General features: G+C 70.6%; 14 protein-coding genes. 9 read left to right on the forward strand and 5 right to left on the reverse strand.

Translation table 11 applies throughout. The features are described 5' to 3' along the window. From HYV93_09430 to HYV93_09455, 6 genes are all read left to right on the forward strand, one after another. Nucleotides 1-956 (forward strand): TRAP transporter large permease (locus tag HYV93_09430; protein ID MBI2526190.1); only part of this gene is annotated, 956 nt, incomplete at its 5' end. Between the two features lie 6 nt (nucleotides 957-962). Then, a complete protein-coding gene (locus HYV93_09435) occupies nucleotides 963-1,742 on the forward strand; it encodes a hypothetical protein (protein MBI2526191.1) in 780 nt (259 codons plus the stop codon). 29 nt (nucleotides 1,743-1,771) lie between these two features. Further along, on the forward strand, nucleotides 1,772-2,548 hold the full coding sequence (locus HYV93_09440; protein MBI2526192.1) for a hypothetical protein: 777 nt from the start codon (nucleotides 1,772-1,774) through the stop codon (nucleotides 2,546-2,548). A gap of 145 nt (nucleotides 2,549-2,693) precedes the next feature. Then, nucleotides 2,694-3,776: an aspartate-semialdehyde dehydrogenase gene (gene asd / locus HYV93_09445; protein MBI2526193.1), complete on the forward strand. Its 1,083-nt coding sequence runs from the start codon at nucleotides 2,694-2,696 to the stop codon at nucleotides 3,774-3,776. Between the two features lie 49 nt (nucleotides 3,777-3,825). Next, on the forward strand, nucleotides 3,826-5,931 hold the full coding sequence (locus HYV93_09450; GenBank protein MBI2526194.1) for a HAMP domain-containing protein: 2,106 nt from the start codon (nucleotides 3,826-3,828) through the stop codon (nucleotides 5,929-5,931). Then, nucleotides 5,928-6,581 (forward strand): response regulator transcription factor, encoded by a 654-nt coding sequence (locus HYV93_09455; GenBank protein MBI2526195.1) that lies wholly within the window; start codon nucleotides 5,928-5,930, stop codon nucleotides 6,579-6,581. Before HYV93_09450 ends, HYV93_09455 begins: the two co-directional genes overlap by 4 nt. Nucleotides 6,582-6,619: 38 nt before the next feature. Here HYV93_09455 and HYV93_09460 read toward each other — a convergent pair whose 3' ends face one another. The 5 genes from HYV93_09460 to HYV93_09480 all read right to left on the reverse strand — a co-directional run bounded on the left by HYV93_09460 (nucleotide 6,620) and on the right by HYV93_09480 (nucleotide 10,327). Then, entirely contained in the window at nucleotides 6,620-7,102 is a 483-nt protein-coding gene (locus tag HYV93_09460; GenBank protein MBI2526196.1) for a hypothetical protein, read from the reverse strand. After that, the gene (locus HYV93_09465; protein MBI2526197.1) at nucleotides 7,090-7,980 is read right to left on the reverse strand and encodes a M48 family metalloprotease; all 891 of its coding nucleotides are present in this window, start codon (nucleotides 7,978-7,980) and stop codon (nucleotides 7,090-7,092) included. Before HYV93_09465 ends, HYV93_09460 begins: the two co-directional genes overlap by 13 nt. Nucleotides 7,981-7,995: 15 nt before the next feature. After that, nucleotides 7,996-8,682: a cytochrome b/b6 domain-containing protein gene (locus HYV93_09470; GenBank protein ID MBI2526198.1), complete on the reverse strand. Its 687-nt coding sequence runs from the start codon at nucleotides 8,680-8,682 to the stop codon at nucleotides 7,996-7,998. A 14-nt stretch (nucleotides 8,683-8,696) separates the two neighbouring features. Beyond that, on the reverse strand, nucleotides 8,697-9,773 hold the full coding sequence (locus HYV93_09475; protein MBI2526199.1) for a cytochrome c3 family protein: 1,077 nt from the start codon (nucleotides 9,771-9,773) through the stop codon (nucleotides 8,697-8,699). A gap of 140 nt (nucleotides 9,774-9,913) precedes the next feature. Next, nucleotides 9,914-10,327: a hypothetical protein gene (locus HYV93_09480; GenBank protein MBI2526200.1), complete on the reverse strand. Its 414-nt coding sequence runs from the start codon at nucleotides 10,325-10,327 to the stop codon at nucleotides 9,914-9,916. Nucleotides 10,328-10,601: 274 nt separating this feature from the next. Here HYV93_09480 and tcuA point away from each other — a divergent pair, with 274 nt between their 5' ends. The 3 genes from tcuA to HYV93_09495 form a co-directional block, all read left to right on the forward strand. After that, nucleotides 10,602-11,993: an FAD-dependent tricarballylate dehydrogenase TcuA gene (gene tcuA / locus HYV93_09485; protein MBI2526201.1), complete on the forward strand. Its 1,392-nt coding sequence runs from the start codon at nucleotides 10,602-10,604 to the stop codon at nucleotides 11,991-11,993. Next, on the forward strand, nucleotides 11,980-13,077 hold the full coding sequence (tcuB, locus tag HYV93_09490; GenBank protein ID MBI2526202.1) for a tricarballylate utilization 4Fe-4S protein TcuB: 1,098 nt from the start codon (nucleotides 11,980-11,982) through the stop codon (nucleotides 13,075-13,077). The genes tcuA and tcuB overlap by 14 nt, the downstream gene beginning before the upstream one ends. A gap of 285 nt (nucleotides 13,078-13,362) precedes the next feature. After that, nucleotides 13,363-14,261: LLM class flavin-dependent oxidoreductase (locus HYV93_09495; GenBank protein ID MBI2526203.1), on the forward strand; the 899-nt coding region annotated here is incomplete at its 3' end.

A 14,261-nucleotide genomic window follows, 5' to 3' on the forward strand; every position in this document is an offset into this window, starting at 1 on the left:
GCCTGGCGGCGGTCTCCACGTTCGGAACCCTCGCGCTTCCGAAGTTGCTCGCTCGCGGGTACGACAAGCGCCTTGCCGTGGGCGCGGTGGCCTCGGCCGGCGGCCTCGATCATCTCATCCCCCCCAGCATTCTCATGGTCCTCTACGCGTCGGTGACCGAGGTGTCGGTGGGCAAGATGCTGATGGCGGGATTCATTCCCGGGATGATCCTGGCCGGGACCTTCGGGCTGGTGGTGTGGGTCTGGGTGTGGTGGACGCCGGAGGCGGCGCCCCGCGAGCCGGCGGCCTCGTGGGGCGAGCGGCTCGGGGTGCTCCGCAAGGCCGGCGTGCCGCTGCTCCTGGTGCTCGCGGTCCTGGGGTCGATCTATCTGGGCGTGGCGACGGCGACGGAAGCGGCGGGAATCGGGGCGCTGGCGAGCCTGGGCGTGGCCATGGCCCGCCGGAAGGTCACGGCGGAGCGTCTGTGGCAGGGGCTCCAGCACACCGTGCAGACGACGGCCTTCATCATGCTCATCGCCGTCGGGGGGAAGCTCCTCAGCTGGGTGCTCACCTATCACCAGATCCCGCAGCGGCTGGTGGACGTTCTCGTGCAGGCGGAGGTCAACCGGTGGATCCTGATGGTCGCCTTTCAGCTGATGTACATCGTGCTGGGCATGTTCATCGACCCCGTCTCGATGATCATCGTCACCATGCCGGTCCTGGTCCCTGTCCTCACGGCTCTCCACTTCGATCTCATCTGGTTCGGCATCCTCCTGATGGTGAACATCGAGATGGCCCTGATCACCCCTCCGGTGGGCTTCAGCCTCTACATCCTCAAGGGTCTCGCGCCCGACAACGTCACGTTCAACGATGTGCTGGCCGGCTGCCTGATCTTCGCCCTGGCGGACCTGGCCGTGATCGGGACCCTGATGGTGTTCCCGGAGCTCGTCCTGTGGCTGCCTCGGACGATGGGGTGAGGAACCATGAGAATCTGGTATCAGAGCTACAGCGCGATCGGCTTCGACCCCCGGTGGGCCTACTACGAGGAGCACCTCGAGCGCCACGTCCGCGAGGTGGCTCGGCCCACTACCGAGGTGTCCGTCCACGGGGTCCCGCTCATGGTGGACCGGATGGTCAACTCGCGCTATCTGCAGTACCTGCACGCCAGACAGGTCCACGAGCACGCGCTCCTGGCCGAGCGTCAGGGCTATGACGCCTTCGTCCTCGGGGGGATGCTGGACCTCGCCTACCATGAACTGCACGAGCTCCTCACGATTCCGCTGCTCTTCATCGCGGAGACGTCGTTTCACGTCGCCTGCCTCCTGTCGCCCAACTTCTCGGTGATCGCACCCAACGCCGCGGTGCTGGCGGGGATCGAAGGCCGGGTCGCGGAGTACGGGCTCGGCTGCCGCTACGTACCGGGCGTGCACCTGGGCGGGATGCCCCTCGAGGAGATGGTGGCGAGCTTCGCAAAGCCGGCGCCGGTGCTGGAGCGGATCTCGGCGGCGGCGTGGGAGGCGATCGGCCGGGGGGCCCGCCTGCTCGTTCCCGGCTTCGGCGCCCTGAACGTGTTCCTGGTCGCGCAGGGCGTCCGGGCATGCGACGGGATCCCCCTCCTGGACAACACGGCGGTGCTCATCAAGATGGCCGAGGCGCGGGTGGACCTGCACCGCCTCGGCGCGCGAGGCGGGCGACGCGGCCCGGGGGCTGCTCCCTCGCGGGAGGAAGTGCAGGCGGCCAGACGGCTCTACGGACTCGAGTAGGGAGACAGCGGGAGGAGGGGAGAGGAGCCATGGGGAACGGCGCGAGGATCTGGACCCAGAGCTGCTCGGCGGAAGGGGATGCCGTCTGGGGCGTGTATCAGGAATCGGTCAAGCGGCATGCCGCGAGGATTGCCCGCTCCGGGACCGAGATCGAGTTCCACGGCGTGACGAGCACCTTTCCGGGCATCGACCACCTCGACAGCGCCGAGCACCTGGCCACCGTCGAGGTGATTCGCAACGCGATCCACGCCGAGCAACAAGGCTATGCGGCCTTCGTCATGATCAGCACGATCGACGCGGGCCACCGGCAGATTCGCGAGCTGACCGACCTTCCGGCCGTCTTCATCACCGAGTGCGCCGTTCACCTGGCCTCCCAGCTGGCGGGGCGCTTCGCCTTTCTCACCCACAACCGGATGATCCTGGAGAAGATGCAGCGGATGGCGCGAAGTTACGGTCTGGGCGGGCGGATGGTCGACGGCGCCTCGCTGGACCTGACCTATCGGGATTTCCGGCGCATGTACGAGGACCCGGCCCCGGTCCTGGCGGCCTTCGCCAGCGAGGCCCGGAAGGCGGTGGGCCGGGGCGCGGGGATGCTCCTGCCGGCCGGGAACCCCGTGAACATGTTCCTGCTGGATCACGGGGTGCGGGACGTCGATGGCGTCCCTCTGCTCGACAGCTTTGCCGCGGCGATCAAGGCGGCGGAGGCGCTGGCGGATCTCCAGCGCATGGGCATCACGCGGGGGACGTCGCCGGCCACCAGGGAACAACGAGAGGGGCTTCGCGCCCACTACCTGTCCCCACGCTAGCGGCGTCCGGGCTGGCCTCTCGGCGCGTGGCCGTATATGATGGCGAGCGAGCGGTCCTGGCCGTCGCGGGCGGAGACGAGAGGGGCCGGGCCGGGCGCGGGATGCGCCGAGTCACCGCGGGAGTGACGGGGAGAGGCAGACGACCATGCTTCGGGCGGGAATCGTGGGGGCCACGGGAATCGCGGGCCAGCAGTTCGTCGTGGCCGTGCAGGACCATCCATGGTTCCAGATCGCGCGGCTGGCGGCCAGCGGCCGCTCGGCCGGGAAGACCTACGGTGAGGCCCTGCGCGATGCCGGGACCGGCGCGCGCCGCTGGTGGTGCGAGGAAGAGCCGTCGGCCGACGTCCTGGCGCTCCCGGTCGAGGACGGCGACCAGCTCGATGCCCGGGGGCTGGACATCATCTTCTCGGCCACCGAGTCGGACGTGGCCCAGGTCCAGGAGCCGCGCTTCGCCCGGACGACGCCGGTGGTCAGCACGGCCTCGGCCTTCCGCTACGAGGCCGACGTCCCGCTGCTGGTCCCGAACGTGAACATGGCGCACGCCGAGCTCCTCCACACGCAGCGGACGGGCCGCGGCTGGAAGGGGTTCGTCGTGCCGATCCCGAACTGCACCGTCACTGGCCTCGTGATCACGCTGAAGCCCCTGGCCGACCGGTTCGGCCTGGAGTCGGTGGTCGTCAGCACCATGCAGGGGCTGTCCGGCGCGGGCCGCTCGCCGGGCGTCGTGGGGCTGGACATCCTGGACAACATCGTCCCCTACATTCCCAAGGAAGAGGAGAAGGTGGAGCGGGAGCTGCAGAAGATCCTCGGCACCCTCTCGGCCGGCGCCATCCAGTCCCACCCGGCCGTGGTCAGTGCTACCTGCACGCGGGCCAATGTCATGGAGGGGCACACCGAGGCCGTGTTCGCGTCGCTCACCCGCCGGGTGAGCCTGGACGAGGTCCGCGCGGCCCTCCGCGACTGCCGCAACGAGGCCCGCGAGCTGAAGCTGCCCTCGGCGCCGGAGGAGTGGATCCACGTCCACGAGGATCCGTTCCGCCCGCAGCCCCGCCTGGACCGCAACCGGGGCCACGGCATGACCACCACGGTCGGCCGCGTCCGGGAGGACAAGGTCCTCAGGAACGGCGTGAAGTACCTGCTGGTGACCCACAACACGCGGATGGGCGCCGCCGCGGGGGCCGTCCTGGTGGCCGAGTACCTGAAGGTGCGGGGGTTCCTCGGGGCGTAGCCGGCGCCGCGCGGGCGGGACCGGCCCGCCGGGGACCCGGGCCGAAGCCATGAGACGGCTGACACTGCGGCGCCGGCTCCACACGGTGCTGCTCCAGTGGTTCCTGCTGCTCGTGATCGCCGCGGGGGCGGTCCTGGCGCTGTCCTTCCCGGGCGTCCGCCGGAACCTGGTGGACGACCGGCTTCTCCTGGCACGCACGATCGCCCATTCCCTCGACGCCACCCTCTCCACCGCGATTCAGGACCTGGGCCGGCTGTCCGCGGAGCTGCCGGCGCTGGACGCCGAGGTGGCCGGCCGCCTGCGGATCTTCCGGTTCCAGTCGCCGTTCCGGGAGGCGACCTACATCCTCGACGAGCGCGGCACGATGATCGCGTCGGACCCGACCGACGCGGCGCCGCTGCCCGCGCTGCGGCTCGGGCACCACGAAGCCGTCACGCCGCTCACGCGCAAGCCCGGAGGCGAGCAGCGTCCCGTCCTGGCCATCGTCCTGCCGTTCCGCCGGAACGGCGCCACCCGCTACCTCGTGTCGGAGATGAATCCCCTCGGCTCGATGGTGAGCGCGTTCCTGCAGGGGCTGGGGCTGGATCCCGACATGCACGTCGTCGTCCTCGACGAGAACGGGGTCGTGGTTGCGTCGCACGATCAGCAGCAGATCTTCCGGACCCTGCCGGGCGCCGAGGCCTACGGCGAGCGGATCCGGGCGCATCGCCCGCTGGTCCGGGAGGATCTCCGGTGCGAGTTCGCGTCCGAGCGGCACGACGCCGCGGACGTCCTGATGGTCATGGTCCCGCTGCGCTTCGCCCCGTGGGGCGTCGTCATCCAGCAGCACAAGGCCAAGGCCTTCTCGGGACTGTACACCAGCCGGCGCGGTTGGCTCGTCGCCGGCGTGATGCTGGCCGTCATGGGGCTGCTGCTGTCACGGACCCTCTCGAAGTCGGTCGTCGCGCCGATCCAGGAGCTGTCGCGCCAGGCCGAGACCATGCGCAGCGGCGATCTGTCGAGCCGGATCGCGGTGTCGGGGGACCACGAGATCGAGCTGCTGGCCCGGACGCTCGACGAGGCACGCGAGCGGCTGGCCTCCACGCTCGGCGCGCTCACGACGCTGAACGAGGACCTCGAGGGAGAGGTGGCGGCCCGGACCAGGGTGATCCAGGCGAAGTACCTCGAGCTGCGGCTCCTGCATGCCGTCTCGCAGCTCTCCACCCAGGAGCGCGAGCCCGACCGCATCGTTCCGGAGATGCTGCGGCTGATCGCGGAACACTACGCGTTCCCCGCGGCGGCGATCGTGACGCGCCCGTTCGAGGGGCCGGCGGCGACGTACGTGGTCCCGCACGAGAGCGAGATCCCGTGGCTCGCGGCGGGGCGGACGCCCCCGGACACGTGGCAGCGGCGGGAGATCGCCTATCAGGGGAGGGTGCTGGCCGAGCTGTTCCATCCCCGGGTGGAGGACCTCGACGAGCAGGTGATGGGGGCGCTCGCGCACCAGCTGGCCATCTCCCTGCACGGCGCCTACCTCTGGAAGCGTACGATGGTGCAGGATGCGCAACGCCAGGGGCTGGTGCGTCGTCTGCTCAGCGCCACGGAGGAGGAGCGCCGGCGGCTCGCCCGCGAGCTGCACGACGAGATCTCCCAGCTCTTGACCGTGATCCAGCTGTCCCTGCACCATGTGGACCTGAACACACCGGAGATGAGCCGGGCCCGGGATCTCCTGGCGAGGACGCAGCAGGAGGTCCATCGCATCATCTATGATCTCCGCCCCTCGCTCCTCGACGATCTGGGGCTCTCCGCGGCGCTGAAGTCCCATGCCCAGGAGCATCTGGCGCGGCAGGGCCTGAGCCTGAACCTCGAGATCGAGGAGGGGCTGCCGGCGCGGCCGGAGATCGAGATCGCGACCTTCCGCATCTACCAGGAGCTGGTGACGAACATCCTGCGGCACGCGCAGGCGGAGCACGTGTCCATCGAGCTGTACGAGCGCGAGGGCATGCTCGTCCTCGCGGTGGAGGATGACGGCGTCGGGTTCGATCCGGACGCGAAGTCGGCCGGGGTCGGGCTCACCGGGATGCGGGAGCGCGCGGCGCTCCTCAAGGGGTCGATCCGGTTCGACAGCGAGCCCGGCCTGGGCACCCACGTGGTCGTGGAGATCCCGATCCCATGATCCGCGTCGTCATCGTCGACGATCACGATCTCGTGCGCGAGGGGATCCGCGCGCTCCTCGAGCAGGACCCGGCCTTCGAGGTCGTGGGCGAGACGGGGGACGGGCAGGAGGCCATCCGCCTGGCCCGGCGCCTCCGCCCCGACGTGCTCCTGATGGACGTCAGTCTCCCCGGCGGCATCGGGGGACTCGAGGCCACCGAGACCATCGTGGCGGACTGCCCGGGGTCGAAGGTCATCATCCTGACGCAGTACGAGAACCGCGAGTACATCAAGCGCGCCATCCGGATCGGCGCCCGGGGGTACCTGCTGAAGCGCAGCGTCGCGGCGCAGCTGAAGGAGGCCATCAAGACGGTCCACGCGGGGCAGCGGTACCTCCACCCGCTGGCGGCCGAGGAGCTGGTGGACCTGGTGACGACGGGCAAGTCGCTCGAGGAGGACGACTACGACCGGCTGACGCCGCGGGAGAAGCAGGTGTTCAAGCTCCTGGCGGAGGGCAAGACCAGCCGCGAGATCTCCAAGTACCTGACGATCAGCCTGAAGACCGCCATGACCCACCGCACGAACATCATGACGAAGCTCGCGATGCACTCGAGAGCGGAGCTGATCCGGTACGCGATCCGCAAGGCGATCATCCCGGTGGAGGGGCCGTGAGGCCGGCCGGCGAGGTCGGGCGGGAGCGGGCCGGGCGCTCAGTAGGGGTGGAGCGTGTCGGCGATGCGCTTGAGGTCCCGCGGCGGCAGATCGGTCTCGACCTCGATCCAGAACTCCCCGCGCCTGAGGACCAGACGGAGCAGCGCTCCGTCCCGCCACCACGTCGAGTCGGGCACGTCGGGGAGCGGCTGGCTGGCGGCCGGATGGGCGGGCATGGGGCCCCCTCGTCGCTGGGTCACCGACAGGCGGCGCTCGGCCCGCCAGACGATGACGAAGGTCGGCTGGGGACTCAGGGTGACGGTCAGGCGCGACGGGCGGTCGCCGAGCGCCGCGGGCCGGTAGGCGGGGACGAGCGGCGCGAAGCCCACGCGGCGCTGCACCTCGACCAGGCTCGTGAGGATGAACGGCCCCGGGCGCGTCTCCGGGAAGAAGAGGGGGACGCCCAGATGGAGCGCGCGGAGCACGAGGAGCACCCCGAGGGTGATCAGGGCGAAGCTGCCGAGCCCCGTCAGACGCACCATGGCAGCACGGCCAGCAGGATCGCCGCCGCGAGGGCGATGGTGGCGACGGGAAGCGCGTCGTCGCGCCGGCTGCCGCCGAGCAGCACGTCCACCCGCTTCCTCAGTGCGGCCCTGGCCGCCAGGTCGCGGCGGTCGGTGGACTCGTAGATCCTCAGCAGGGTCCGGGTCAGCAGCCGCGGATCTCGTCCGGCCACGGCCTCGGCATCGCACTCGATCTCCACCTCGAGGCAGTACTCGCGGAACGACCAGAGCGCCACGGGGTTGTAGCACTGCAGGAGCCTGACGAGGAACAAGGCGTGAGCGCGGACCCAGCGGCCGCGTCGCCAGTGGGCGTTCTCGTGCCGGAGGACGATGGCGAGCTCGTCCTCGCTCATCTGCCCGAGTGCCCCTCGCGAGACGATGACCCGGGGGCGCCCCGGCCAGCCTCCGGTGGCCAGCGCGATGTCCTCCGACGGGCTCAGGACCACCTCGCAGCGCTGCCAGCCGGGCAGGCTGCGGGCGAGCTGCGCCAGCCGCTCCGGCACGGCCGCGGGGCTCGTCCTGGGCCGGCGCAGCGCGGGCAGGAGCTCCTGCCAGACCGTGAGGCCCACCATCATCAACCCCGCGAGCAGGACGACGTGGTAGACGCGGAGGCCGGCCGGCAGCGGCACCGCGAGCAGCCGGCCGCTGTCCAGCCACGCGAGCCGCTCGCGGAACTCCAGGCCGGCGCGGCCGGGGACCGCCGCCGTGAGCACGGGCAGGAGCAGCAGGAGGGCCAGGAGGAGGCGCTTCGTCCTTCCTGAGGCGAGATCCACGCGCCGGGCCCAGGCGTAGAAGACGATGCCCATGATCGACGAGTGGAGAGCCACCTGCCAGAGGAAGGACGGCAGGGGGGGCATACCAGGAGGCCGGGATCACTGACCCCCGAAGCGCTCGTCGTACTCCAGGGCGTGCTCGCGGCGGAGCTTGTCCTTGCGGATCTTCCCGGTGAAGATGCTGGTGTCCATCGGGAACGACTCGGGCGTGAGGTGGGCACCCGCCATGTGCCAGATGAGGACGATGAGGAACGCCAGGAGCGCCTCATTGCTGTGCATGACCTTTGCTGCCGGGATGAGCTCGGCCGGCAGCACCCGCGAGAAGAAGATCGGGAAGTACAGGATGAACCCGCTCAGCGCCATGATCGCCGCGCCGAAGATGAGCCCCCAGTACTCGAACTTCTGCCGGTAGTCGAAGCGGCCGAACCTGGGCGGCGTCTCGGCCCGCCCGACGTAGTAGCGCAGGTTGTCCACGGCGTCCCGGAAGTCCTTCCGGGCGAGGAGCATCGACGGCTGGCTCCGGCGGGTCACCACGCCGGTGACCGCGCCCGCCAGGTGCGCCGCGAAGAGGCCGGACAGGGCGATGCCCGCCGCGCGGTGGAGCCAGCGCACCGCGAAGATGCCGCCGAGGGAGTCGATGACCCACCGGCTCGCGTCGAGGTACGGCCACTTCTGCGGCATCCCGGTCACGAGGAGCGCGCCGAAGAGCAGGATGACGGTCGCGTGCTGGAAGCGGGCCCAGAACGAGAAGCGGACCACGTACTCGGTCGCCCCGGCCTCGCGCATCGTCGCGGTCTCCTTCACCGGCCCGCCGACACCCGGTAGAGGTGGAGCAGCAGGTGCAGCACCAGGCCGATGACGACGAAGGGGATGAAGATCTTGTAGAAGAGACCCACCAGGAACACCAGGGGGGCGTGCCGGAGCGAGGGCTCGTAGTGGGAGAGCCACGCCGCGGGGAAGTCGGGGGAGGCATCCGCGTGACACTTGGCGCACGTGGCAGCGACGGTGGCCTTCATGGCGGCCTGGCCCTTGAGCCGCGGGGAAGCCATGTCGTGGGCGCCGTGGCAGTCGACACAGGTGACGACCACCCGCTGGGAGGCCGCGGAGGCCGCGGCGCGCGTCAGCGAGGCCGTGACGCCGTGGAAATCGGACAGGTAGGTCTGGGCCACGGTCGTCGAGATGCTGTACTTCGCCATCCGCCGCTCGTCGGCGTGGCAGCGGATGCAGATCTCAGGGGAGCCGAGGCGGAACCGCTTGGTGCCGGGCTGCTCGATCTGGTGGTGGGTGTGGCAGTCGGCGCACGCCGGGACGTCCTGGTTGCCCTCCTCGACGAGGGCCTTGCCGTGGACGCTGCGGGCGTACCGCTCGTACACCGCCTGGTGGCAGGTCGCGCAGCTGCGCGACACCATGGCCCGCTTCTCGTGGGGGTTCTGGATGTTGTGGGCCCCGTGGCAGTTGGTGCAGACCGGCGCGGAGTCGAGCCCGCCCTTGACGAGCTCGTAGTGGACGCTCTCCAGGGTCCGCGTGTAGGTGTCGAAGTGGCACTTCTTGCAGGTCTCGTAGGCCGCGATCACGTACGCGCGCTTGGTCGGGAAGGTCGCGCCGCTGGGGTGATCCTGGGCGTACTGGGCGTGACAGTCCGTGCAGACGAGCTGCGAGCCGTGGACCGACCGCGCGAACTCCCGCGGGTCCACGTAGAGGCTCATGACGGAGCCGTCCTTGAGCGTCAGCGAGAGCTGTGGGTCGTCGTGGCAGCCCAGGCACTGGGCAACGCTCTCGGCCGGCTGCTGGGCCGCGGAGATGCCGGCCAGCAGGCCGACGGCCAGCGCCAGCGTGACCGCGATCCCGCCGGTCGTCGCACCACCTCGCCGCGTCATCTCGGTTCCCTCGCAGGCACGCCGGGGACCACTGCGCGCCGGGCTCCAGCGGAGACGGTCTCCCGAGCGCCGGGCGGCCCTGCCCGGGGGGCCAGCTCCGCCGCGCGAGCGAGGCCCCTCGGAATGCCGCCCGACGCCGATTATCCCGCGTCACGATGGGGCGGGTCCAGCTTCTTGCGAACGTCCTCGGCCCACTCGTCGGTGGCCTCCGTCCTGCGGGCGCCCGGCCTGGACCGGCTGAGGAATGCCAGCGAGGGCTCCCACCCGGGCCTGAGCACGCGCACCGCCTCGCGGGCGGCGCCGCGACCCAGCTGGACGGCCTTGACGCTCAGGAGCCAGGCCACCGCCGCGAACCCGATGAAGGGCAGGAACACCGCGTACACGAGCCCCAGAAGCGGCCCGACGATGAGGAGCACGAGGATCGGTACGCGTCGAAACACCTCGACGGGGCTCCCCGGAAGGGGCCCTTCCTCCTCCACGGACTTGAACGACAGCTCCCGCGCATTGAAGTACAGCCCGGGCTCGACCTTGTCACTCCCTCTGTAGGCTTTCATTGCCGTATCCTCCTTTCCGTCCCCAGCCTATGACGGGGCTGGGGGGCGCACCATCGGGCAGATGCCCGATCTTTCGCCCACGACTGCCGTATTTCGGCCTGATGAGTGCCCCACGGGCGGCGGGAGGCTTGACAGGCGTGGCGGCATCGTGAACGATGCGAGCGCGGCCGGGAGTCTCGAGACGGGTTCATCGGAGGGGCAACGTGAGCGCCAGGGCATGTGTGCGCGAGTGGGCCAGAGGTGGTGACGCGGGCGGACGGGATCCGGCGTGAACATCCCGGACCGGTTCTACGACGTCGTGGTGGTTGGCGGCGGGAACGCCGCCCTGTGCGCGGCGATCACGGCGCAGCGCGGGGGAGCCGACGTGCTCCTGCTCGAGGCTGCCCCGGAGGCCCTGAGAGGGGGCAACAGCCGGCACACGCGTGACATCCGGTACATGCACGACCGCGCCGGCGCCTTCGTGACGGGCGCCTACACCGCTGAGGAGTTCTGGGAGGATCTGCAGCGCGTGACCGGAGGGGAGACCGACGAGGCGCTGGCGCGCCTGACCATCTCGGAGTCGGCGGATCTCGGCGACTGGATGCCGGCGCACGGCGTGCGCTGGCAGCAGCCGCTCAAAGGCACGCTCCACCTGGCGCGGACCAACGTCTTCTTCCTGGGTGGCGGCAAGGCGATGGTCAACGCCTACTACGACACTGCCCGGAAGCAGGGGGTGGAGATCCTGTACGAGGCGGAGGTCCAGCGCCTGAACGTGGACGATGGTGTGTTCCGCTCGGCCGTCGTCGCCCGGGGCGGGGCCTCCGGCGAGGTCCGGGCGAAGGCCGTGGTCGTGGCCTCGGGGGGCTTCGAGGCCAATATCCCGTGGCTCAAGGAGTACTGGGGGGAGGCCGCCGACCACTTCGTGATCCGCGGGACACCCTACAACCAGGGCCGGCTGCTGAAGGAGCTGCTCGCGCACGGGGCCAGGCCGGTGGGCAATCCGCGGGAGTTCCACGCGGTGGCGGTGGACGCCCGGGCGCCGAAGTTCGACGGCGGGATCGTCACGCGGCTCGACAGCGTGCCGTTCGGGATCGTCGTCAATCGCGAGGCATCCCGCTTCTACGACGAGGGGGAGGACTTCTGGCCCAAGCGCTACGCCATCTGGGGCGGGCTCATCGCCCGGCAGCCCGGCCAGATCGCCTACTCGATCGTCGACGCGCGCGGGGCGGGCAGGTTCATGCCCTCCGTCTTCCCGCCGCTCCAGGCGGGCTCGCTGACCGACCTGGCGGGGCTGCTGGGCCTCGACGCACGAGCGCTCGTCGCCACCGTGGAGGCGTTCAATCGCGCCGTCCGCCCGGGGTCCTTCGACCCGTCCCGGCTGGACGATTGCCGGACTGAAGGCCTCGAGCCGCCCAAGAGCCACTGGGCCCTTCCCGTGGATCAGCCGCCCTTCTGGGCGTACCCCCTGCGGCCGGGCATCACCTTCACCTACCTCGGCGTCACCGTGAACCGGCAGGCGCAGGTCGTCCTCCGGGACGGCCGCCCGGCGCCGAACCTGTTCGCGGCCGGAGAGGTGATGGCCGGGAACATCCTGGGGCGCGGCTACCTCGCGGGATTCGGGCTGACCATCGGCACGGTGTTCGGCAGGATCGCGGGGAGGGAGGCCGCCCGGCATGCCGTCGGCTGAGCTGGTCCAGGAAGCCGCGCGGCAGATGGTCATCTGCAACGCCTGCCGCTATTGCGAGGGCTACTGCGCGGTGTTCCCCGCCATGGAGCTGCGGCGGGCCTTCTCTGCGCAGGACCTGAGCTATCTGGCCAATCTCTGCTTCGACTGCCGCGACTGCTACTACGCCTGCCAGTACGCCCCGCCGCACGAGTTCGCGGTCAATGTCCCCAGGGTCTTCGCCGAGCTGCGAGCGGACACCTACCGCGACTACAGCTGGCCGCGCCTCCTCGCCGGCCTGTACCGGCGCGGCGGTCTGGCGGGCGGCGTCATCAGCGCGGTATCCGTGGCCGCCGTCCTGCTCCTCGTCCTCGTGCTGGGTGGCCCCGGGGTGCTCCTCTCGGCCCACGTGGGACAGGCGGCCTTTTACCGGGTGGTCCCGTACGCGGCGATGGTCCTGCCGGCCCTGGCCATCGCGCTCTTCGGGCTGGCGGTGCTGCTGGCCGGGGCCATCCGCTTCTGGCGCGACACGGGCGGGAGCCTGCGCGAGATGCTCGATGGGCGGGCCCTGCTGCGGGCGACGGCGGATGCCTTCACGTTGCGCTACCTCGCGGGGGGCGGCGCCGGCTGCAACTACCCGGACGAGGGCTTCTCTCAGTCTCGACGCTGGCTCCACCACCTCGTCTTCTACGGCTTCCTCCTCGATCTGGCCGCGACGACAGTGGCCGCTGCCTACGACCACCTCCTGGGCCGGCCGGCGCCCTACCCCCTTCTGAGCGCGCCCGTGGTCCTCGGCACCCTCGGGGGGGTCATGCTCGTGGCGGGGACCGTCGGCCTGCTGGTCCTCAAGCGGCGGAGCGACCCGGCGCCGGCGGAGCGGCGGATGGTGGCGATGGACGTGGCCTTCCTGCTGGTCCTCCTCCTCACCAGCCTGACGGGGCTCCTGCTGCTCGCCCTGCGCGAGACGGGGGCGATGGGCGCCCTGCTGGCGATTCACCTCGGCATGGTGGCCGCGCTGTTCGTGACCCTGCCGTACGGCAAGTTCGCGCATCTGGTCTACCGCTACGCCGCACTGATCCGGGGCGCCATCGAGCAGGCGCGCGCCTGAGCGCGGCGCCGCACTCACACCACAGGCCCCCCTCGTCTCGCCGCTGGTCCCCTCGGCTCGGCCGGAAGCGGCAGGCCATCGCCATCGAGGAGGTCAGCTAACCCGCCCGGGTGCCCGTTGTGCCCCGCCCAGGGAGCGCGTATCGTGCTGCCGTCGGGTCGGTGTCCACCCTGGCCCGGCGCCGCGCCGGCCCCACGAAAGGAGGAGGCCCCGCATGTAGCTCCAGCCTGCCGCGATCACGCGGCCCACGGACGCAGCGCTGAACCCGGAAAGGAGATGACGGCGATGAGATTCGGAATCTCCCCCTGCACCCAGAGTCCACCGGCCGGCGAGCACATGGACCGGCTCGTCGACCAGATCATCGAGCAGGCGCAGCAGGCCGAGCGCTACGGCTTCGACTCCTTTCTCTTGACCGAGCACCACCAGCAGCCCGATGGCTACCTGCCCTCCCCCCTCACGATGGCCGCCGCCATCGCGGCCAAGACCAGCCGGATCAAGGTGGGGTCGTCGGTGCTGCTGCTCCCGCTCTATCATCCCGTCCGCGTTGCCGAGGACGCCGCCGTCGTCGATATCATCTCGAAGGGCCGGCTGATCCTGGCGATGGGCGCCGGGTATGTCGGCGAGGACTACGCTGCCTACGGCATTCCCAAGCGCCAGCTGCCCACGCTGATGGAGGAGGGCGTCGAGATCGTGCAGCGGGCCTGGACCGAGGACCGGTGGACCTTCTACGGCCAGCGCTACCGGCTCGAGAACGTGACGATCACGCCCAAGCCGGTCCAGCAGCCGCGCCCGCCGATGTGGCTCGGCGGCTGGACGACCCCTGGCATCAAGCGGGCCGCGCGGATGGGCGACTTCTGGTACTGCGACCTGATCAACCGCGTCCAGACCCTCGCCGCCTGGGCGCAGGAGTACTACCGGGTCTGCCGGGCCCGGGGCAAGACCGGGCACATCGCCGTCTTCCGGGACGGCTACTGCGCGTCCACCACCGCCCAGGCCGACGCCGAGTACGGCGGACCGCTGATGGATTCCCACACCTTCTACCACCGCGCCGGCGGCTACAACCCGGCGGTCGATCCCTGGCTGAACGACCTGAAGTCGCCGGCGGAGTTCACACTGGACAAGGTCCGCCAGGACCGCTTCATCCTGGGCTCGCCCCAGGACTGCATCCGCGAGATCGAGAAGTA

The organism is Candidatus Rokuibacteriota bacterium, from assembly GCA_016188005.1.
Lineage (GTDB): Bacteria > Methylomirabilota > Methylomirabilia > Rokubacteriales > CSP1-6 > UBA12499.